Origin of the sequence: Nonomuraea sp. PA05 (genome assembly GCF_008086045.1) — a bacterium.
Lineage (GTDB): Bacteria > Actinomycetota > Actinomycetes > Streptosporangiales > Streptosporangiaceae > Nonomuraea > Nonomuraea monospora.
In genome coordinates this window covers 1-19383 of sequence record NZ_VSEY01000080.1, presented here as the reverse complement: position 1 = coordinate 19383, position 19383 = coordinate 1, and the positions used below count along the sequence as shown (strand labels likewise).

Genomic DNA, 19383 nt, shown 5'->3' with positions numbered 1-19383 from the left:
GCGGCAGCCGCCTCCCCTGACGTACGCTCACCTTGATCTGCGAGCGAGGAGTGAGGCATGGCGGAGTCGCGCGAGCACACCTTCACCGGCACGAGGGGCGGCAACACGGTCCGCGAATGGCCCCATGAGCGCCCGCGGTACCTCGCGATCCTGGTCCACGGCTACGGCGAGCACATCGGCCGCTACGAGTACGTGGCCGACCGGCTCGTCCACCACGGCGCCGCCGTCTACGGCCTCGACCACATGGGGCACGGCAAGTCGGAGGGCGACAGGGTGCTCGTCGAGGACTTCGAGGACGTGGTCACCGACGTGCACGCCGTCGAGGAGCACGCCAGGAAGGAGCACCCCGGCGTGCCCGTCGTGCTGATCGGCCACTCGATGGGCGGCATGATCGCGGCCCGCTACGCCCAGCGGTACGCCTCCGGCCTGGCCGCACTCGTCCTGTCGGGGCCGGTGATCGGGGAGTGGGAGGCGGTGCGCACGCTGCTGGCGTTCGAGGAGCCGCCGGACGTGCCGATCGACCCGGGCACGCTCTCCCGCGACCCGTCGGTGGGCGCCGCGTACGCCGCCGACCCGCTGGTGTGGCACGGGCCGTTCAAGCGGGCGACGCTGGAGGCGTTCGCGACGACGCTGGACACGATCGCCAAGGGCGGCACGTTCGGGGCGCTGCCCACCCTGTGGGTGCACGGCGACGACGACCAGCTCGTGCCGCTGCCCGCCAGCCGGGCGGGTATCGCGGCGGTCAGGGGCGGCGACCTGACGGAGCGGATCTACGCGGGGGCCAGGCACGAGGTGTTCAACGAGGTCAACAAGGACGAGGTGCTCGACGACGTGACGTCCTTCATCGATCGCGCCCTGCCGCGAGCCTGACCCGTCCACCGCGACCGTCCTGGCTCGCGGCGAGCGTGATGTCCGGCCCGTCGCCCTGCGTGCCGCGCTTGGCACGCGGCGAGCGTGGTGTCCGACCTGCCGCCCTGCGTGCCGCGCTTGGCACGCGGCGAGCGTGGTGTCCGGCCCGTCGCCCTGAGTGCCGCGCTTGGCACGCAGGGCTGGACGTCAGCGGACGGGCAGCCAGACGTGCCCCGCCCCTCGCTCACGCGACAGCTCGATCTTCCAGCAGCCCGCCTTCGGAAACACGAACCCGGTGCCCCACTCCTGCCCGGGACGTCGCCACGTGGACCCGGAGTGTTCCTCGGGGCCCCATTTCTGTTCGGCGGTCGTCCCGTCGGGCAGGGCGGCGCGGACACGCAGCGGCCCCTCGCCGGTCATCCGCCACACGATCTTGACCTCCTTGCCCGGCTTGAGCGGCGTCGCGTCCACGAACAGCAGCCCCCACAACTCCGCGTCCCGCGCCGTCCCCCGCACCTCGGGCAGCGGCCCGCCCTCGAGCACCGGCGTGCCGTTGCACCCGACCCCGGTGGCCGTCGGACGCGGACTCGCACTCACCCCGGACGCCGACGCCCCACCCGAAGCAGCCCCGTCAACGGGGGACAGCGCTTCAGCGGCACACCCACCGGCCACCACCCCGACAACCACAGCCACCCCACTCATCACCCATCGCATCGAACGAACCTCCTCGCCCTCCATACCTCGATCCCGGGCAGTAGGTTCCGACCTTTCGAGTTCCGTGAGAACCGCTGGTTCGCCGACTTCCGCGCCCTGCGAACTCCCTGACTCCCTGACTCCCTCGCCACCTTCAGAGATCTCGTCGCGCGTCGTCATCTCCCTGTTCGCCTTCCGCCTCGCCAAGCTCAACGGCGGGGACGAGCCGCCGGCGAACCATGAGCACACCTGGCAGCTCGGCACCCTGATCCGCGCGTCCGGGCCGAACCCCCGACCCGGGCGCGCAGCCGGGCATGCCGTGTTGCGCTAAGGCCCGCGACCAGGAGCCAACGGCCGTCCCACCCGCCTACGAACCCCCGAAGACGGGCAACGTGAGCGCCGACGGACGCTCGGCGTCCTGGAAGATCTCGAACCGCGTCGGCCGAGTACGCACCGCCTCCTCAACCGCCTCCCCGGTCCCGTGATTACGCGCGAACCGCGGGAACGCCCCGCCCGCCACCTGCACCCGCAGCCGATGCCCGCGCAGGAACCGATACCCGGTCGGATGCAGCTCCACCTCGGCCTTGACCACGCCCTCGCTCCCGGCGGGCAGCCGCAGGATGCCGTCCGTGACGTTGCGCGACACGCCGGTCTCGTCCACGTCGCACAGCCGCACGAACAGGTCGGCGTGCCCCGTGTCGGTCCGCACGTACACGGTCGCCGAGACGGGGCCGATCAGGTCGAGGTCGCGGGGGAGCGGCGCGCCGGTGTGCACGAGCACGTCGGACCGGGCCTCGACGGCGCGGTTGTCGCGCTGCTTCGACTCCCGCATGTCCAGCAGTGGCCCGCCCACGGAGCGGGTGGGGTGCGCGGGATCGTAGGTGAACACGCCGGGCGCCCCCTCGCCGGGCGCGCTCCACCCCAGCCGCCCGTACGGGAGCAGGTGCAGCTCCGTCGGGACGGACTGCGGCGGCGGCCACCGGTCGAAGTCCAGCCAGCGGTCGGCCCGCTGCAGGTAGAGCCGCACGGGCAAGCGCTGGAGCTGGGCGGTGTCGCCGAGCAGGTGCGCAGACAGCCACGACACCTGCTCGGCCAGCAGCGCCCGCATCACGCCCAGGTCGTGCCCCCAGGGGCCGATCAGGATCCGGCTGCGGTTCCCGGCCTCGCGCAGCGCGGCGTAGTCGCGTAGCTGCGCCGGCAGCAGCAGGTCCCACCAGCCGGTGACCATGCTGGTCGGCGTCGTCATCTTCACGGCGGCGGCGCTGTTGTCGGTGTCCGCCCAGAAGGTGTCGCCCACCCCCGAGTGCGCGGCGGCCTCCCGCAGGAACGGCACCTGCTTCCCGATCGCGGCCACGTCCGACCTGCCGATCGGCACGTGCGCCATCGCCCGCCGCACCCGCCGGTCCCTGCGCGGATCCGGCAGCAGCCCGCCCAGCGGCGCCTCCTCCTGCGTGCCGATCAGCGACGCCCAGGTCAGCAGGTTGTGCAGGGCGAACACCCCGCCCGGATAGAACGTCGTGGTGAACTCGCTGGCCGTCACCCCCAAGCACATCGCCTCCAGCGGCGGATCCAGATACGGCCCGACCGCCCACTGCGTGAACCCGACATAACTCGCCCCTGCGGTCGCCAGCCTCCCGTCGCACCACGGCTGCTCCCGCAACCACGCGGCCGTGGCCAGGCCGTCCTCCTTCTCCTGGTGGAACGCCGAGAACCGGCCGCCCGAGCCGAACGTGCCCCTGGCGTCCTGCACCACCACCTGCATGCCGCGCCGCGCCAGAATCCTGGCCGTCCCCTTCGCATCCAGCTTGTGCTTTCCGTACGGCGTGCGCATCAGCACCACCGGCAGCGGCCCCGACCCGCGCGGCCGGTAACGATCGGCGCGCAGCACGACCCCGTCGGGCATCGGGACGGGGAGGTCTCGGGTGATCTCGATGTCGGGAGTGGTGGCCTCCGGCAGGCCGAGAAGCTGATCGAACAGTCTGCTGAGCATCCCCATGGCAGATCCTTCCGCTCCAGCCCCAGAGTACGACCCAGCCCGGCCGGTGGCCCGCTTCCTGCGAGGCGATGACTTTTCGGCTCGCCTCCGGTCTTCATCCACGAGGAGGCGATATGAGCGACCAGAGACGGGCACTGATGGCGGGCGTGGCGCTGCTTGAGCGGGCCATCGACTACTCGCTCGGCAGCCTGCGCATCGTGACCCCGGCGGCTCTGTGCCGTCCTACGCCTTGTGCGGGGTGGAGCTTGCAGGAACTGCTGAAGCACCTGGATGACTCCCTTCAAGCCTTGAACGAGGCCGCCACCGGCCACCTCACCACCGGCCACCTCACCACCGGCCGGCCCACCGCCGCCGATCGGCTGAGGACCGAGCGACCGCCCGGCCGGCGCCTCGCCGCAACGCCGCCTGCGCACGACGACGGCACCTCGCCCGCACGCGGGGAGGCCGGCATCTTGCCCGGACGCGGCGACGCCGGCGAGCCGTCCGCGCGCGGCGGAGCAGGCGTGCCACCCGTGCGCGGCGGAGCAGGCGTGCCACCCGTGCGCGGCGGAGCGGGCGTGCCACCCGTGCGGGCGGCGAACCTGCCACCCGTGCCCAGGGCGGCGGACGTGCCGTCCGCGCGCGGGGAGGGCGGGGTGTTGTCCGTGGGCGGTGACGTCGGCGTCTCGCCCGCGCGGCTTCACCCCAACCCCGCCCTCACCCTGCGAGACACCGCCACGGAAGTCCTCGGCCGCTGGGCCGCCGCCACCACGGCCGACCTCATCACCGTCCACGACCGCCCCCTGACCTCCCCGATGGTGGCCGCGGTGGGCGCCATCGAGGTCGCCGTGCACGCCTGGGACGTGGCGAGGGCGTGTGGCGAGCACCATCCGATCCCGTCGCTTCTGGCGGAGGAGCTGCTGGATCTGGCCCACCTGTTCGTCACCCGCGCCGACAGGCCCGCGAGGTTCGGCCCGCCCGTGACCGTGCCCATGTGCGCCCCCGCCCAGGATCACCTCCTCGCCCACCTCGGTCGTCACCCCGCCTGGCCCGCCCTCGGCTGAGCGCTCACCCCGACGAAGCGCCCACCCCGACGAAGCGCCCACCCCACGAAGCCCCCACCCCACGAAGCGCCCATCCGGCCCGGGCGCCCGCGTCAACCAGACGCCCACCCCTCACATCCGCCGCCCCTACGCCGTACGATCACCATGTACGGCAAAGTCACACCACAGTTCGCGACACCACAGTTACCGGAACCCGCGACGTCCCGCCCGATACGGTGAGAAGATCGGGAATGGCCGCCCTGTCACGGGACGACCACGCAAACCACACCGTGCCACCAGGGACGGAAACTCTTCCGGCCGATCCGCGAGGCGGGCGCACGCGAGATGCCGCGGATCCGGCCGACCAACGTGGTGGCGACGACCGTTCTTCGTGCGGCCGTCGCCACCACCACGCCGCCCGCCCGCGACGAGAACCACGCATGACGACGCGCGCTCACAGGAGGGTCTGTTCGCCCTCCGAAGCCGGCGGCACGTCGTCGCCGTGCAGCGTCCGCAGCACCTGCTCGCCGTACTTGGCCAGCTTGTTCTCCCCGACCCCGTTCACCTTGCTGAGCTCCGCCAGCGACGCGGGCGCCTGGGTGGCGATCTCGCGCAGGGTGGCGTCGTGGAAGATGACGTACGCGGGCACGCCCTGCTCCTTGGCCGTGGCGCCCCGCCACGAGCGCAGGCGTTCGAAGACGGCGGCGGCCTCGGTGGGCAGCTCGGCGGCGGGCTGGGCGGACTTGCCGCCGGAGGCGGTCTTGGCGCGGGCCGGGCGGTGGGCGTCGCGGCGCAGGCGTACCTCGCGCTGGCCGCGCAGCACCGCCGCGCTGTCGTCCGTCAGCACCAGCGCGCCGTAGTCGGACTCCACCGCGAGCAGGCCCTGGGCCAGGAGCTGGCGCACCACCCCGTGCCATTCGGCGTTGCCCAGGTCGGCGCCCACCCCGAACACCGTCAGGGTCTCGTGCCCGTGCTGCAGCACCTTGGCGGTCTTCTTGCCGAGCAGGATGTCGACGACCTGGCCGACGCCGAACTTCTGGCGCCGCTCCCTGAGCAGCCGCAACACGGTGGACAGCACCTTCTGGGCGGGGACGGTGCCGTCCCAGGACTCGGGTGGGGTCTGGCAGGTGTCGCAGTTGCCGCACGGCTGGGAGCCCTTCTGCCCGAAGTAGTCGAGCAGCATCATCCGGCGGCAGCCCACGGTCTCGCAGAGTGCGAGCATCGCGTCGAGGTGGAGCACCTGGCGGCGGCGGTGGGCGTCGTCGCCCTCCATCGCCATGCGCCGGTGCTGGACGACGTCATTCAGCCCGTACGCCATCCACGCGGTCGCGGGCAGCCCGTCGCGCCCCGCCCGCCCGGTCTCCTGGTAGTAGCCCTCCAGGGACTTGGGCAGGTCGAGGTGGGCCACGAAGCGCACGTCGGGCTTGTCGATGCCCATGCCGAAGGCGATGGTGGCCACCACGATCAGCCCGTCCTCGCGCAGGAAGCGGGACTGGTGGTGGGCGCGGGTGCGGGCGTCGAGCCCCGCGTGGTACGGCACCGCCGCGATGCCGTTGTCGGCCAGGAACTCGGCGATCTTCTCCACGGAGGAGCGCGACAGGCAGTAGACGATGCCGGACTCGTCGGGGTGCTCGGTGCGCAGGAACTCCAGGAGCTGGCGCTTGGGCTCGCTCTTGGGCGCGATGCGGTAGTGGATGTTGGGCCGGTCGAAGCTGGCCACGAAGTGGCGGGCCTGCTCCAGGCCGAGCCTGGAGGAGATCTCGGCGTGCGTGGACGGCGTGGCGGTGGCGGTCAGCGCGATGCGCGGCACGTCGGGCCACAGCTCGCGCAGCCTGGACAGCTCCAGGTAGTCGGGGCGGAAGTCGTGACCCCACTGGGCCACGCAGTGGGCCTCGTCGATGGCGAACACGGAGATGTCGCCCCTGGCCAGCAGCCGCAGCGTGGCGTCGACGCGCAGCCGTTCCGGCGCGAGGTAGAGCAGGTCGAGCTCGCCGGCCAGGAACTCCGACTCCACGAGCTGCCGCTCGTCGAAGCTCTGCGTCGAGTTGAGGAACCCCGCCCGCACGCCGAGCGCACGCAGCGCGTCGACCTGGTCCTGCATCAGCGCGATCAGCGGGGAGATGACGACCCCCACGCCTTTGCGCACCAGGGCGGGGATCTGGTAGCAGAGCGATTTGCCGCCGCCGGTGGGCATCAGGACGAGGGCGTCGCCGCCCGTCACGACGTGGTCGATGATCTCTTGCTGACCCGCCCGGAACGAGTCGTAGCCGAACACGCGGTGCAGAACCTCGGTGGGGGTATCCATGCGGCTACCTTACGTGTTCGGGGGTGAGCGGATCGTCAGTTCCGCCGATGGCGGAGAGGCGGTAGGGGCGGTGTTCCCAGAGCCTCCCGGCGATGGTAACCGCCACGACCGACAGCCCGTAGGCGATCAAGGCCGCCATGACAGCCCGTAGGTGACCAAGGCCGCCATGACACCCGGTAGGCCTGGCTAAGCGGCTGCCGGGCGCGCTCTGGCGTACATGACGAGTGACAGCGCCCCGAGCACGCAGGCCCCCGCCACCGCCCCCATCACCGCCGGATACCCGGCAACCTGCGCGATCCCGGCCGCCACCAGCGGCGCCACAGCCTTGGCCACGGTGATGGGCAGCGCGAGCGCCCCGCTGAGCGACGCGTACGCGGCCGTCCCGTACCGATCGGCCAGCAACGCGGGACGGGCGATCGTGCCCACCCCGAACCCCAGCCCGAACAGCACCACGGCCGCCACCGCCCCGGCCGCGTCCTGCCCGACCAGCGGCAGCAGCACGGCGGCCAGCCCCTGGAGCCCGAACATGCCCGCCGTGATCAGCGCGACGGGCCAGCGCGCCTGCAGCCCGGTGGTGACCAGCCGCCCGGTCACGGACAGCACGCCGAGCAGCCCGGCCACCCCGGCCGCGAACACGGGCTCGTGCCCGAGTGTGATGAGGTAGGTGATCAGCAGCACCCCCATGACGGCCACGGCGCCGGTCTGTGTCAGGAAGGCCGCCGCCAGCAGCCAGAACGGCCGCTCGCGCAGCGCCGCCCCGACGATCTCGCCCCGGTCCGCGTGGGCGGGCGCGCTCCGGTTGCGCACGGCCAGCCCGTGCAGGGGGACGGCGATCAGCGCGTACCCGACGGCCAGGATGACCAGTGCCTGCCGCCACCCGTACAGCTCGACCAGCAGCCCCGTCAGCGGCAGGAAGATGCTGGACGCGAACCCGGCCACCACGGTCACCGCGAGCAGCGCCCGCGACCGCCGGCTCGCGTCGAACCAGGCGACGATCACCGCGAACGCGGCCTCGTACAGCACCATGGCGGACGCCACGCCCAGCAACCCGCACACGAGGTAGAGCTGCGCCACCGAGTGCACCTGCGACCAGGCGAGCACCGCCAGCGCGCCGAGCGCGGAGCCGAGCGTCATCAGGCCGCGTCCGCCGCGCCGGTCCAGGAGGCGGCCGATGAGCGGCGCGACGAGTCCCGACACCAGGACGGACAGCGTGATCGCCCCGGTGAGCTGCGCGACGCCCGCATGCAGTTCGCGCGACATGGGCGGGATGAACACGGAGAACGCGTAATAGAGAATGCCGTATCCGGCGGTCTGGGTGATCGCGAGTGCGCCGATCATTCGCGCCGGCGCTTTCGGTCCTGCGAGGGCGATCACGATGTGATTTGTTCCCGTTCACCTGCTGTAAATACGGTGATAAAAGTCACTTCGCCACCGAAAAGATAAAGAGAAATGCGGCCATGCCGTCATAACGTCGGATCATGACTGTTTCGTACGTGGTGACCGGCGGCGGGCGCGGCATCGGCAGGGCCGTGGTCGAGCGCCTGCTCGGCGACCGGAGCGTCGTGGTGGCCGTCGAGCGCGACAAGGACGCGCTCCGCTGGGCGGGCCCGGGGGTCGTCCCGGTGATCGGGGACGCGGCCGACGAGGAGGTGGTCGCCTGGGCGGCGGACCTGGCCCAGGAGTCGGGCACCCTGGCGGGCTGGGTCAACAACGCAGCCGTGTTCCGTGACGCCTCCGTGCACTCGTCCCCGATCTCCGAGGTCAGAGCGCTGATCGCGGCCAACCTCGACCTGGCCGTGGTGGGCTGCGCCACCGCCGTGCGGCACTTCCTGGACGCCGGCACCCCGGGCGCCATCGTGAACGTCACCTCGCACCAGGCCACCAGGGCCGTGCCCGGCAGCCTGCCCTACTCCACGGCGAAGGCCGCGACGGAGGGGCTGACCAGGGCGCTCGCGGTCGAGTACGGCAGGCGCGGCATCCGCGTCAACGCCGTGGCTCCCGGCTCGGTGGCCACGGAGCGGTACGAGGCCACGCGGACGCCGCGGCTGGAGTCGGAGCTGGCCAGGCTGCACCCGCTGGGCCGCGTCGCGACCCCGGCCGAGGTGGCCTCCGTGGTGGCGCACCTGCTCTCCCCGGACGCCGCCTTCGTCAACGGCGCCACGATCCCGGTGGACGGCGGCCGTACGGTGCTCGGACTGGACCCAGAAGCTCGGGAATGAAAACCGTTGCCACTTGGTTGCAGGGGCCATGAAGAAGAACCTGCACCCCGACTACCGCCCCGTCGTCTTCCGCGACCCTAGCGTCGGCTTCGCCTTCCTCACCCGCTCGACCCTGACCAGCGACAGGACGGTCGAGTGGGAGGACGGCAGGACGTACCCGGTCATCGACGTGGACGTCTCGTCCGCCAGCCACCCCTTCTACACGGGCCGCGGCCGCATCCTCGACACCGCCGGCCGCGTCGAGCGCTTCAACCAGCGCTACGGAAGGGACAAGTGAGGCAGGATGTGACGTGTGCTTGACTCGCCGCTGTCCGCCCGGTTAGAGCGCTCCCGCCGGATCCTCGTCGCCGGCGCGGGCGGCGGCTCCGACGTCTACGCCGGGTTACCTCTGGCCCTATCCCTGCGGGAGGCGGGCAAGGAGGTGCACCTGGCGAACCTGTCGTTCAGCCACCTCGACGCCCTCGACCTCGACGTCTGGCTGTGCGAGGACGTCGCGGAGATCCGGCCCGACACCGAGGCCCGCGACTGGTACTTCCCCGAGGGCTGCCTGTCGCGCTGGCTGGCGGCGCACGGCCAGCCGTCCACCGTCTACGCCTTCCCCAAGGTGGGGGTCAGGCCGCTGCGCGCCGCGTACGCCAGGCTGGCCGAGCACCTCGGCCTGGACGCGGTCGTTCTGGTGGACGGCGGCACCGACATCCTGATGCGCGGCGACGAGGCCGGCCTCGGCACCCCGGCCGACGACATGGCGAGCCTGGCCGCCGCCCACGCCCTCGACGTGCCGGTGAAGGCCGTGGTCTGCCTGGGCTTCGGCGTGGACGCCCACCACGGCGTCAACCACGTCCAGGTGCTGGAGAACCTGGCGGCCCTGGAGCGCGAGGGCGGCTACCTGGGCGCGTTCTCCGTCTCCAGGTCCACCAAGGCGGGCGCGCTCTACCTCGACGCCGTCGCCCACGCCCAGGCGGAGCTGCCGGCGTACCCGAGCATCGTGAACGGCTCGATCGCGGCGGCGGTGCGCGGCGAGTTCGGCGACGTGCGCTTCACCGACAGGACGAAGGGCAGCGAGCTGTTCGTCAACCCGCTGATGGCGATCTGCTTCGCCGTGGACCTCGACGCGCTGGCCAGGCGCTCGCTCTACCTGGACCGCCTTCAGGACACCGTGCTGATGCGCCAGGTCGTCTCCGTGATCGAGGCGTTCCGCGACGAGGTGACGCCCCGGCCGCCGAAGATGTTCCCGCACTAGAGCAGGCCCATGGCGTCGGCGAGCGCGTCCATCTCGGCCGTCAGCAACGCCTCCCCGACGCCCGTGAACGGCCCCCGCAGCTCCACGCTCAGCACGCCCTGCAGTCGCGCCCACACCAGCACCGTCGCGGGCGGGCCGCCGCCGGGCGCCTGCGCGAGCACCGGCTGGAACGGCCTGAGCACCTCCTCGGCGCCCGGCAGGGTAGGCGCCGAGGCCACCAGCCGGTACAGGCCCGGATGCGCCACGGCCCAGTCGTAGAACGCGCGCGCCAGCGCGTGCAGCCGCTCGCGCGGCCCGCCCTCCGAAGTGGCGGCCCCGGCCTGCCGTACGGCCGCCGCCAGCTCGCCCAAACCGTCGTCCACCAGCTCCGCGAGCAGCTTGTCGCGCCCGGCGAAGTACTTGTACAGGGCGGGCCCCGTCATCCCCAGCCGCCTGGCCACCGCGGTGACGTTCAGCTCCTCGCCCCCGCTGATCTGGGCGAGCGCGGCCTGCTTGATCTCCCTCCTGACCTGCTCCCGGTAACGCTGTCGCGGTGTCGCCATGCCCTCATTATCCTGAGTTTCCGTTCCGGCACACACTGTGATCACCAAGGCCAGGGCATGCGCGGGCTACCCGTGGGTAAAACACGGTCATCGGCGTGAGAGCAGTGGTGGTGTGATGAGTCTCTCCGGAAGGGAGCGCCGTATTCTCGCCGAGATCGAGCGAGCCCTCGAGCGAGACGACCCCGAGCTGGCCAGGCGCGTCGCGGCCATCAACAGGATCGAGGCAGGTGGCGAGCCGCTGCCCTCGCAGCCGTACGGCGACCGGCTGCGCATGTGGGCGCTGGCCCATGTCTGGGCGCTGTTCTGGGCCGCCGCGCTGGTGATCCTCCTACTGCTGCTGGCGGTGCTGACGACCTGAGCGGTGATGCCGCAGCACCACCAGGCTGGTCGCGGCGCACAGGGCCACCAGGGCGGCGATGGCGGCCTCCCAGCGCCACACCTCCTCGCCCGTCCGTACGGCCATCACGGTGCAGAACACGGCCGCCACGACCCCGAACGCCAGCGCGACGATCGACAGGACGCGCCGGGCGCCCACCGGGCTGCGGGCCGTCAGCGGCTCGGTGCCCTCGCGGTTACGCAGCCACATGGCCTCCTCCTCACGCCAGGCACCTCAGTGCCGAGGCGATGCGCGGGTCGAGGTCGTGCGAGGCGGGCAGCCGGCCCACCGTGGCCTCGACGAACTCCGGGTACGACAGCGTGGCGGTGACCCCGTCCACGGCGGCGAAGATCTGCTCGGCCGTCTGGTCCACCTGCACCTTGGCGTCCTGCTCGGCCAGCACGAACCGGCCGACCGCGACCCGCCACAACGCCCGGCCGTCCACCTCGTCGTCGGCGACGGGCGCGCCCACGTCGTCGGCGTGCGTGGCGTACTCGGAGTCGTAGTGGAAGGCCTGCCGGCCGACGGGGTAGGGCCCGGCCATCGTGTCGAGCATGGCGTGGCCGCCCAGCTCCCGCATGCGCTCGCGGGTCTCGCCGTTCTTCGTGCGCCACTCCGTCAGGACGTCCTCCACGGGCAGGTCCCTGCGCGCGCTCACGCACCACTCGTTGAAGTCGTTGTAGCCGCCGATGCCCTCGTCCGCCAGCCGGCCCATCAGGTCCTGCACGGTTCCGTCGAGGCAGGCGTGGTTGTACATCTCCTCGCCCGCCAGGTGCGCCAGCACGTCGCGCACCGACCAGCCCTCGCAGCGGGACGCCCGCCGCCAGCCGGCGTCGTCGAGGCCGGCGAAGTACCGGTCGAGCCTGGCTGCCTCGGCGTCGAAGATGTCGAACGGGTTGAAGTCTTTGAGCAGGTCGTCGGCCATACCCGGACGCTACCCCTCACGTCCTGACTTTATCTCCCAGGGCAGTCCGGACCCGGCCGTACTCGCCCGCGCAGGACGGCGCGCGTTCGGCCGGCACCCAGCCGCCCTTGGCGATCTTGCCGTACTTGCCGGTGTCGGCGCCGTAGAGCAGGCAGGCGAACGTGGCCGACTCGGCCATGCCCGACAGGTGGTCGATGCCGGTGTGCCCGGCGAGCAGGTGGCGGGCCTCGGCGGCGGCCACCACGCGCTTGGGCGTGTCGGCCACCAGGGTCAGCGCGGCGAACTGGTCGGCCTGGGCGTCGCTGTCGGTCATGCCGTTGAGCGTGGTCAGGGCGTGCCCGAGCTGGTGGTGGAAGAGCACGGACAGGGCGCCACGCACACGCTTGTCCGCGGCCTTCTCGCCGGTCTCCTCGGTCTCGGAGATGCCCTTGATCGTCCGGTTCACCTGGTCGACCAGCGCGTAGCAGATCGTGATCTCCCGCTTGTCGTGGTCCCAGGTGGCCTTCGGCTCGTCGCAGTCGCGGGCCACGACCTTGACCGGCTGCGGCAGCCGGACGTCGGTCTTCAGCGCGTCGCTCTCCTTCAGCAGCCGCTCGGCCTTCTCTGCGCGCGGTGAGCCGGGGCGCTCGTACCGGACGGACACCTCCGGCGAGGGTGCCGCTCCCAGCGTGCTCGTCATGGTGAGGACGAGGGCGATCACGGGATGCGGCATGCGTGTGCTCCTTCGGGGGTTCGATCAACGCAATGGGACTTCCCATGCGGCGATCGGATGATCGCTAAACCTGCCGAAGGCGAAAAAGCCGGAGGCCCAGCCCCGAAGGACTGGGCCCCAGCATGGTGCTTCCTCAGTACCTGGCGGTACTAGCGGCGCCAGGAGTAGACGCGCACGTAGTCCGAGCGGCTCTTGGCGCCCTCGAGCTCGTCGTCGCCGGCGTACACGGCACGGAAGGTGCCGCTCTTGTAGGCCTTGGTCTTGGCGTAGAACTTGCCGCCGCGACCGGTCCAGTCGGAGGCCACCCACTTCCAGCCACTGCGGTAGTTGGCCTTGTAGTAGATGTTCACCTTCTCGCCGCGGACGCCCTCCCAGCCCTCGTCGTCGACGAGGAGGCGGCCGGAGAAGTAGATCGACTTGCCCTTACGGACCTTGGAGGGGTCCGCGCTGAAGCGGGAGATCGTGGTGTCGAGCTTGCCCTTCTCGACCTCGACCGAGAAGAACGCGTCGTCCTTGGCGATCTCCTTGCCGTCCTTGTCGAAGGCCACGGCGGTGGCCTTCCACTTGCCGGCGTAGTCGTTCTCGTTGAACCCGATGGCCCAGCGCCAGCCTTCGAGGTCCTTGACGTCCTTGGTGCGCAGCGTGCGGAAGTTGTTCTCCGCGGGCGCGACGCTGAGCTCGACCTTCTGGACGTCGGAGCTGGCGCCGACGTCGAAGTACGCCGTCGTCTCGGAGCCCTTCTTGACCACGACAGGGTTCGGGCTGATGTCGCGGATCACGAGCTGGGTGTCGGCCTTGGTGGCGGCGGAGGCGATCCCCGCCCCGGACACCAGCATGGCACCGCCGATAGTGGCGGAAAGGATACCTACTGCGATCTTCTTCATGAGGGTGCTGATTCCTCTCCCCGTATTGACTTCGGAGCCGACTTCGGGGCGGCCGACTCCCTCTACTACTTTGAGGCACGATCAAGGGAAAAGGTTGGCTAAAGTTACGAAAAATATTTGATCACGGCCTTAACCAGGGCATATGCGGAAAAATCTCTTTTTGTCGACCTTCACCGACTACAGTCGGGGCTCATGACCGACGTCTACACCCTGGGCGAGCCGCTGGGCGTGGTCTCCAGCGGTCGCGTCCGCCACGAGAGTGAGGCCAGGCTCGACGTCTGCGGGCCCGAGTTCACGCTGGCCATCGGGCTGGCCAGGCTCGGTCACCGGTGCGCCTACCTGGGCAAGGTGGCCGACGACGAGCTGGGCGCCAGGGCGCTGACCGTCCTGCGTGGGGAGGGCGTGGACGTCTCCGACACGCGCGTCGCCGAGGGCGCGCGCACGGGACTGCTCCTGCGGGAGTCGCGCGTGGGCCGCGAGCTCTGCGTGACCCACTACCGCACCGGCTCGGCCGGCGCGCTGCTCGCGCCGGGCAACGTGCCCATCGACCGCATCGCCGCCGCCCGCATGCTGCACGTCACCGGCCTCACGGCGGCGCTCGGCAGGGACGCGCAGGACGCCGTGCGCGCCGCCGTCGCCGCGGCCAGGAGCGCCGAGGTGCCGATCTCCTTCTCCGTCGAGTACGTCCCCGAGCTGTGGCCGTCCGTGCGCGAGGCAGAGGAGGTGCTCAGCGAGCTGGCCTGCGAGTCACACCTGCTCTTCCTCCGCCAGGACGAGCTCGACCTGGTCAAGCTCGCCCTCACCCCCGAGCGGGAGGTCGTGGTGGACCGGGGCGCCAAGGGCGTCAGCGTGCGGGCCGACCGCATGCGTTACGACGTCCAGGGCTGGCAGGTGCCCGTGGTGGACACCGCCGGAGCGGGGGAGGCGTTCGCCGCCGGCTACATCAGCGCCGCGCTCGACGGCCTCATCCCCCAGGAACGCCTGCACCGCGGGGCGCTGCTGAGCGCCGCCGCGGTGTCCAGCGTGAGCGACTGGCAGGGGTTGCCCACCAGGGCCGAGCTCTAGTTGATGTTGAGCGTGAACGTGGAGGTCGTGTTCTTGATGTTCTGCGCGTTGTTGCCGAACCGCAGGTTGCTGAACGTGGCCGAGCCGACCGCCGGGCCCTGGCCAGGCTCGGGCAGCTCGTTCACCCAGATGCCGAACCCGGACTTGGCGTCGAACGCGTCACCGCTCTTCTGCGCCCCGCTGATCGACACGTTCGTGAAGACCGTGTCCTTGATCGGGTTCAGCGGGGTGGTGGGGCTGGAGTAGCCGGTCTGGAACATGATCCCGCTGTACGTCGGGTCCACGATGTCCAGGTTGCTGACCCGGATGCCCTGGAACACCTTCGAGGAGGAGAACAGCCACATCGCCGGGAACGTCTGCTGACCCCAGAAGTGCCCTCCGGCCCGGACCAGCGAGATGTTGTCGAAGGTCGTGGGCGGGCTGGCGCCGAAGCCGTGCATCGGGATCCCGAAGTCCAGCGAGCTGATCGTGACGCCCGAGTACACCAGCGTGTCGGCCACGTAGATGTTCCTGAACGTGTTGTTGTAGCCGCCGTACACGGCCAGGCCCGCGGCCCGCCAGGTCAGCAGCGACGTCAGGTTCTCGTAGACGTTGCCGAACTGCTCGCCCGAGTTGTTGTCGATGGCCGAGAACAGCGCGAAGCTGTCGTCGCCCGTGGATCTGGTCTCGATGTTGGTGACGTGGTTGCCGGTGCTGCCGTTGGTCATGTTCAGGCCGTCGGCGAACACGTTGCGGATCCGCGAGTTCCTGATCGTCAGGTTGTCCACGTTCGAGCCCCACAACATGCAGATCTGGTGCTCGATCCAGACGTTGTCGATCGTCATGTTCGCCACGTTGTTGAAGTCGAACACCTTGCCGGGGCCGTCGATGCGCTCGACGTAGTTGCCGAAGTAGGCGAAGCCCGTGAACGCCGAGCCGTTGGCCGTCGCGTCCGCCCGGAAGCCGATGTCGGTGTTCGACTGGCCGGACGGCGCGTGGAACCTGGTGAACCAGGGGCCGGCGCCGACGACCCTGATCGCCTTGCCGTACACCTGGAACTTGGAGTTCGTCTGGTAGTCGCCGGGCGGCAGGTAGACGCCGGTCAGATTGGCGTCCATGCGGGCCTTGTCGAGGGCGTTCTGAACGTCCTGGTGACCGAACCCGGCCGGGACGGCGTACTTCGCCGGGTCCGGGTTCGCGGCCTGCGTGGCCAGCTCGAAGTCCACGAAGTCGATCGCGTAGTTCAGCGAGTTGGCCGCGTCCTTCTGCAGCCTGATCCTGCTGCCCTTCGGGACGGTGGTGCCGAGCAGCAGGTTCGCCTCGTCGTAGATGTGCCTCGGCGGGCCGGAGCCCGGGTTGTTGTTCGGGCTCGCCTCGGGGCCGTACAGCCAGGCGTAGCGCGAGGTCAGGTTGATCGCCTTGAGGAAGGAGCCGTTGACGTAGACGTTCAGCGTCGAGCTCTGCCCGCCGCCGCCCGGCGCGTCCGGCATCGAGAAGCGGGTGACCAGGGTGTTGGTGTCCGCCCTGGTGGTGAACTCGACGTAGGCGCCCGTCTGGTTGAGCGTGACCGCCCGGCGGCCCGACGCCTCGCCGGCGATCGTGCCGATCTCCCTGCTCGGGCCGACGCGGGCCGCGCCGCCGCCGAGGGTGGCGTCCTCCGCCTCGTACGTGTCGTACGGCATGTTCGCGCCGCGGCCCACGAACAGCGGCAGCGTGCTGGTGTTGTTGGCCCGCTTGACCGGCAGCTCGTTGGCGTCGTCGGCGAGCACCGTCCTGACCGTGTACTTGCCGTTGGCGGCCGTCCACGTGCCCAGGGTCACCGGGCTCGTGGTGGCCCCTGCGGCGATCGCGCCGCTGGTGGAGCCGGTCAGCGTCCTGACGACATTGCCCGCCTCGTCGGCGACGGTGAGCGTGATGCCGTGCGCGCCGCCGCTGGAGGCCACGGTGCCCTGGTTCCTGATCGCGACGGAGAACGTCACCGTGGTGCCCGCGGCCGGGTTGCCCGGCGTCCAGGCGACCGGGGAGGCGATCAGGTCGGCCGTGTCCACCGGCCGCACGGTCAGGGTGCCCGTCGTGGCGTTGTTGCCCTCGTTCTGCTCGACGACCTTGTTGTCCTCGTCCACCTTGGCCGAGAGCTGGTACGTCCCCGCGTCCCTGGCCCCGATGCCGGCCGACACGGTGGCGGACGCCCCCGCGGCCAGCGCGCCCACGGCGGCGCTGCCCACCTTGGTGTCGCCCGCGTAGAAGTTGACCGACGTCGCGGCGGAGGCGGCGGTGCCGGCGTTCCTGACCGTCGCCGACAGCGTCACCGTGTCGGTCTCGACCGGAGACGCGGGGGAGGACGCCAGGCCCGACACGGTCAGGTCGGGGTTCGGGGCCGCGGTGCCGAAGATCTGGAACTCGGCCACCTGGCCGCTCGGCGCGCCCGAGTTGGCGGTGAACTGCAGCCGCACGTCGGCGGCCTTGCCGGTGACCGGGATGGTCACGCTGTTGCCCGAGGCCGGGTCGAAGGTGTAGGTGGCCTGGGCGAGCAGCGTGCTGAAGCCGGTCGCCGACTGCTCGCGGCCGAGCACCTGGAGGGTCTGGGTGCGGCGGCCCCAGGCCGGGTCCGGGTTGAGCTTGAGCACGATCGACGACAGGTCGGCGTTCGCGCCGAGCTGCGCGGTGAGGGTGGCCGGGTAGGCGGCGCCCTCCCAGTAGGTCTGCAGGTTGTCGTCGTTGGCGTTGGCGGCCACGTACGTGTGGGTGTGTCCTGACTCGGTCATCGTCTTGCCGAGTGCCAGGTTGGTGCCGCCGGGGCCGGGACCCGGATCGGTCTGGGTGGTGCCCCACACCTCCAGCTCCGAGAGCTGGCCGGCGGGCCAGCCCGAGTTGGCGGTGATGTGCACGCGGACGTGGCGGGCGGTGGTGCCGGCGGGCAGCGTGACGGTCGCGGCCGGGCTGATGGTGTACGTGGCCGAGGCCGCGAGGGTGGTGAAGCTGGAGCCGTTCGTGCTGCCCTGCACGGCCAGCGTCTCGGTGCGGCCGGGCCAGCCGGCGGGCAGCTTCAGCACCACCTTGCTGAGGCTCGCGGTGGCGCCGAGATCGACCTGGACCCACTGCGGGAAGGCGTTGTTGGCCGACTCCCAGTAGGTGGCCTGGTCGCCGTCGGTCACGTTGGCCGGGCGGTAGACGTCGTTGAAGCTGCTGGCGGTCGCGGTCTTGCCGGCGGCGAGGTTGGTGTCGGCGGCGGCGTGCGCGGGGGGTGCGGCGAGGAATCCGATGAGTAACGTAAGGGCGGCTAACAGAGCTCTCATGGGGGTGTGGCCCTTCGGGTAAGGCGGATGGCCGAACCATAGGATGTCGAGCAGATAGCCGCAATATTTCGACTACATTTCGCAAACAGTTGACTGACTCTGAGGGTGCGCTGCCGTCTCCCGCCGCTGGTCAGAGCCCGGGAAGCGGCCGGAACACCGGCGTGGACGCAGTGCAAGCCACGACGTTCGATGCACGTAAGCCGTTGCAAGCACTTGCGCTGAAGGCCGTATAGTTTGCGCATGACGCGACGACTCGCAGAGGTGGCCAAGAAGGTCGGAGTGAGCGAGGCGACCGTGAGCCGCGTGCTCAACGGCAAGCCGGGAGTGTCCGACGCGACCCGCGAAGCCGTGCTGACGGCGCTCGACGTGCTCGGCTACGAACGCCCCACCCAGCTCCGCGGCGACCGCGCCCGCCTCGTCGGCCTCGTGCTCCCCGAGCTGCAGAACCCGATCTTCCCCGCCTTCGCGGAAGTGGTCGGCGGCGCCCTCGCCCAGCAGGGCTTCACCTCCGTCCTGTGCACCCGCACCGTCGGCGGCGTCTCCGAGGCCGACTACGTCGACCTCCTGCTCCAGCAGCAGGTCAGCGGCGTCGTCTTCGCCGGCGGCCTGTACGCCCAGGCCGACGCCTCCCACGGCCACTACGAGCTGCTGCACGAGCGCAAACTCCCCGCCGTCCTGATCAACGCCGCCGTCCAGCACCTCGACTTCCCGCAGGTGTCGTGCGACGACGTGGTCGCCGCCGAGATGGCCGTCGCCCACCTGCGGGCGCTCGGGCACGAGCGGATCGGCATGGTGCTCGGGCCCAAGGACCACATGCCGTCGCGGCGCAAGCTCGAGACCTTCCGGGGGGTCGGTGGGGATGAGGAACTGGTGGAGCGGGCGATGTTCTCGCTGGAGGGCGGGCACGCGGCGGCTGCCCGGCTGGTCAAGCGGGGGGTCACGGGGGTGATCTGCGCCAGCGACATACTGGCTTTGGGGACCATTCGCGCTGCTCGCCGTGCTGGGCTTGCCGTTCCTGCCGACATTTCGGTCATCGGGTTCGACGACTCGGCGTTGATGAACTGCACCGAGCCGCCGTTGACGACTGTGCGGCAGCCCATCGACGCCATGGGGCGGGCGGCGGTGGATCTGCTGGTGGCGCAGATCGACAAGGCTGTGGTGCCGGCGGATGAGCTCTTGTTCGAGCCCGAGCTCGTCGTACGCGCCTCCACAACCCGCGCCCGCCCCTGACCCCCCGCCCCCCCCCCCCCCCCCCCCCCCCCCCCCCCCCCCCCCCCCCC

At 71.0% G+C, this 19383-nt stretch carries 18 protein-coding genes; 8 read left to right on the top strand and 10 right to left on the bottom strand.

Annotation, left to right across the window (positions count from 1 at the left end; all coding sequences use genetic code 11):
• The first annotated feature begins 57 nt into the window (after window positions 1–57).
• Window positions 58–870: an alpha/beta hydrolase gene (locus FXF51_RS58575; RefSeq protein WP_148443540.1), complete on the top strand. Its 813-nt coding sequence runs from the start codon at window positions 58–60 to the stop codon at window positions 868–870.
• A 186-nt stretch (window positions 871–1056) separates the two neighbouring features.
• On the opposite strand, the gene FXF51_RS58570 is transcribed toward FXF51_RS58575, so the two are convergent.
• Window positions 1057–1446 (bottom strand): hypothetical protein, encoded by a 390-nt coding sequence (locus FXF51_RS58570; protein ID WP_148443539.1) that lies wholly within the window; start codon window positions 1444–1446, stop codon window positions 1057–1059.
• Window positions 1447–1909: 463 nt separating this feature from the next.
• Window positions 1910–3532, bottom strand: a complete 1623-nt coding sequence (locus tag FXF51_RS58565; RefSeq protein ID WP_148443538.1) for a CocE/NonD family hydrolase — start codon at window positions 3530–3532, stop codon at window positions 1910–1912.
• A gap of 119 nt (window positions 3533–3651) precedes the next feature.
• On the opposite strand from FXF51_RS58565, the gene FXF51_RS58560 reads away from it, so the two are divergent.
• On the top strand, window positions 3652–4581 hold the full coding sequence (locus FXF51_RS58560) for a maleylpyruvate isomerase N-terminal domain-containing protein (protein WP_187415177.1): 930 nt from the start codon (window positions 3652–3654) through the stop codon (window positions 4579–4581).
• A gap of 433 nt (window positions 4582–5014) precedes the next feature.
• Here FXF51_RS58560 and recQ read toward each other — a convergent pair whose 3' ends face one another.
• Window positions 5015–6865: a DNA helicase RecQ gene (gene recQ, locus FXF51_RS58555; RefSeq protein WP_148443536.1), complete on the bottom strand. Its 1851-nt coding sequence runs from the start codon at window positions 6863–6865 to the stop codon at window positions 5015–5017.
• A gap of 186 nt (window positions 6866–7051) precedes the next feature.
• The gene (locus tag FXF51_RS58550) at window positions 7052–8203 is read right to left on the bottom strand and encodes an MFS transporter (protein WP_148443535.1); all 1152 of its coding nucleotides are present in this window, start codon (window positions 8201–8203) and stop codon (window positions 7052–7054) included.
• Window positions 8204–8343: 140 nt separating this feature from the next.
• Between FXF51_RS58550 and FXF51_RS58545 the strand changes: the two genes are divergently transcribed.
• The 3 genes from FXF51_RS58545 to FXF51_RS58535 are packed head-to-tail and all read left to right on the top strand — an operon-like array spanning window position 8344 to window position 10324.
• Window positions 8344–9084 carry an SDR family NAD(P)-dependent oxidoreductase gene (locus FXF51_RS58545; RefSeq protein ID WP_148443534.1) on the top strand — a complete coding sequence of 247 codons (741 nt, stop codon included), beginning with the start codon at window positions 8344–8346 and terminating at the stop codon, window positions 9082–9084.
• Window positions 9085–9112: 28 nt separating this feature from the next.
• The gene (locus FXF51_RS58540; protein ID WP_148443533.1) at window positions 9113–9361 is read left to right on the top strand and encodes a type B 50S ribosomal protein L31; all 249 of its coding nucleotides are present in this window, start codon (window positions 9113–9115) and stop codon (window positions 9359–9361) included.
• 15 nt (window positions 9362–9376) lie between these two features.
• Window positions 9377–10324, top strand: a complete 948-nt coding sequence (locus FXF51_RS58535) for a DUF1152 domain-containing protein (protein WP_148443532.1) — start codon at window positions 9377–9379, stop codon at window positions 10322–10324.
• On the opposite strand, the gene FXF51_RS58530 is transcribed toward FXF51_RS58535, so the two are convergent.
• Window positions 10321–10866: a TetR/AcrR family transcriptional regulator gene (locus FXF51_RS58530; RefSeq protein ID WP_148443531.1), complete on the bottom strand. Its 546-nt coding sequence runs from the start codon at window positions 10864–10866 to the stop codon at window positions 10321–10323. The genes FXF51_RS58535 and FXF51_RS58530 overlap by 4 nt on opposite strands.
• Before the next feature lie 115 nt (window positions 10867–10981).
• On the opposite strand from FXF51_RS58530, the gene FXF51_RS58525 reads away from it, so the two are divergent.
• A complete protein-coding gene (locus FXF51_RS58525; protein WP_148443530.1) occupies window positions 10982–11224 on the top strand; it encodes a DUF3040 domain-containing protein in 243 nt (80 codons plus the stop codon).
• Here the strand turns inward: FXF51_RS58525 and FXF51_RS58520 are convergent.
• From FXF51_RS58520 to FXF51_RS58505, 4 genes are all read right to left on the bottom strand, one after another.
• On the bottom strand, window positions 11195–11452 hold the full coding sequence (locus FXF51_RS58520; RefSeq protein ID WP_148443529.1) for a DUF6343 family protein: 258 nt from the start codon (window positions 11450–11452) through the stop codon (window positions 11195–11197). The genes FXF51_RS58525 and FXF51_RS58520 overlap by 30 nt on opposite strands.
• A 10-nt stretch (window positions 11453–11462) precedes the next feature.
• The gene (locus tag FXF51_RS58515; protein WP_148443528.1) at window positions 11463–12167 is read right to left on the bottom strand and encodes a maleylpyruvate isomerase family mycothiol-dependent enzyme; all 705 of its coding nucleotides are present in this window, start codon (window positions 12165–12167) and stop codon (window positions 11463–11465) included.
• A 16-nt stretch (window positions 12168–12183) separates the two neighbouring features.
• On the bottom strand, window positions 12184–12879 hold the full coding sequence (locus tag FXF51_RS58510) for a DUF4344 domain-containing metallopeptidase (protein WP_148443527.1): 696 nt from the start codon (window positions 12877–12879) through the stop codon (window positions 12184–12186).
• A 149-nt stretch (window positions 12880–13028) separates the two neighbouring features.
• Entirely contained in the window at window positions 13029–13715 is a 687-nt protein-coding gene (locus FXF51_RS58505; protein ID WP_148443526.1) for a hypothetical protein, read from the bottom strand.
• A 240-nt stretch (window positions 13716–13955) separates the two neighbouring features.
• On the opposite strand from FXF51_RS58505, the gene FXF51_RS58500 reads away from it, so the two are divergent.
• Window positions 13956–14828 carry a PfkB family carbohydrate kinase gene (locus FXF51_RS58500; protein ID WP_148443525.1) on the top strand — a complete coding sequence of 291 codons (873 nt, stop codon included), beginning with the start codon at window positions 13956–13958 and terminating at the stop codon, window positions 14826–14828.
• Here FXF51_RS58500 and FXF51_RS58495 read toward each other — a convergent pair.
• On the bottom strand, window positions 14825–18103 hold the full coding sequence (locus tag FXF51_RS58495; RefSeq protein WP_148443524.1) for a discoidin domain-containing protein: 3279 nt from the start codon (window positions 18101–18103) through the stop codon (window positions 14825–14827). The two genes, FXF51_RS58500 and FXF51_RS58495, sit on opposite strands and share 4 nt — an antisense overlap.
• A gap of 240 nt (window positions 18104–18343) precedes the next feature.
• On the opposite strand from FXF51_RS58495, the gene FXF51_RS58490 reads away from it, so the two are divergent.
• A complete protein-coding gene (locus tag FXF51_RS58490; RefSeq protein ID WP_148443523.1) occupies window positions 18344–19333 on the top strand; it encodes a LacI family DNA-binding transcriptional regulator in 990 nt (329 codons plus the stop codon).
• The last annotated feature ends 50 nt before the right edge of the window (window positions 19334–19383 follow it).

Bases quoted from the DNA above. Each gene is read 5' to 3' on its own strand.
- FXF51_RS58575 (WP_148443540.1), top strand. From the start codon at position 58: ATGGCGGAGTCGCGCGAGCACACCTTCACCGGCACGAGGGGCGGCAAC.
- FXF51_RS58565 (WP_148443538.1), bottom strand. From the start codon at position 3,532: ATGCTCAGCAGACTGTTCGATCAGCTTCTCGGCCTGCCGGAGGCCACC.
- FXF51_RS58560 (WP_187415177.1), top strand. From the start codon at position 3,652: ATGAGCGACCAGAGACGGGCACTGATGGCGGGCGTGGCGCTGCTTGAG.
- recQ (WP_148443536.1), bottom strand. From the start codon at position 6,865: ATGGATACCCCCACCGAGGTTCTGCACCGCGTGTTCGGCTACGACTCG.
- FXF51_RS58550 (WP_148443535.1), bottom strand. From the start codon at position 8,203: ATGATCGGCGCACTCGCGATCACCCAGACCGCCGGATACGGCATTCTC.
- FXF51_RS58545 (WP_148443534.1), top strand. From the start codon at position 8,344: ATGACTGTTTCGTACGTGGTGACCGGCGGCGGGCGCGGCATCGGCAGG.
- FXF51_RS58540 (WP_148443533.1), top strand. From the start codon at position 9,113: ATGAAGAAGAACCTGCACCCCGACTACCGCCCCGTCGTCTTCCGCGAC.
- FXF51_RS58530 (WP_148443531.1), bottom strand. From the start codon at position 10,866: ATGGCGACACCGCGACAGCGTTACCGGGAGCAGGTCAGGAGGGAGATC.
- FXF51_RS58525 (WP_148443530.1), top strand. From the start codon at position 10,982: ATGAGTCTCTCCGGAAGGGAGCGCCGTATTCTCGCCGAGATCGAGCGA.
- FXF51_RS58520 (WP_148443529.1), bottom strand. From the start codon at position 11,452: ATGTGGCTGCGTAACCGCGAGGGCACCGAGCCGCTGACGGCCCGCAGC.
- FXF51_RS58515 (WP_148443528.1), bottom strand. From the start codon at position 12,167: ATGGCCGACGACCTGCTCAAAGACTTCAACCCGTTCGACATCTTCGAC.
- FXF51_RS58510 (WP_148443527.1), bottom strand. From the start codon at position 12,879: ATGCCGCATCCCGTGATCGCCCTCGTCCTCACCATGACGAGCACGCTG.
- FXF51_RS58505 (WP_148443526.1), bottom strand. From the start codon at position 13,715: ATGCTGGTGTCCGGGGCGGGGATCGCCTCCGCCGCCACCAAGGCCGAC.
- FXF51_RS58500 (WP_148443525.1), top strand. From the start codon at position 13,956: ATGACCGACGTCTACACCCTGGGCGAGCCGCTGGGCGTGGTCTCCAGC.
- FXF51_RS58495 (WP_148443524.1), bottom strand. From the start codon at position 18,103: ATGAGAGCTCTGTTAGCCGCCCTTACGTTACTCATCGGATTCCTCGCC.
- FXF51_RS58490 (WP_148443523.1), top strand. From the start codon at position 18,344: ATGACGCGACGACTCGCAGAGGTGGCCAAGAAGGTCGGAGTGAGCGAG.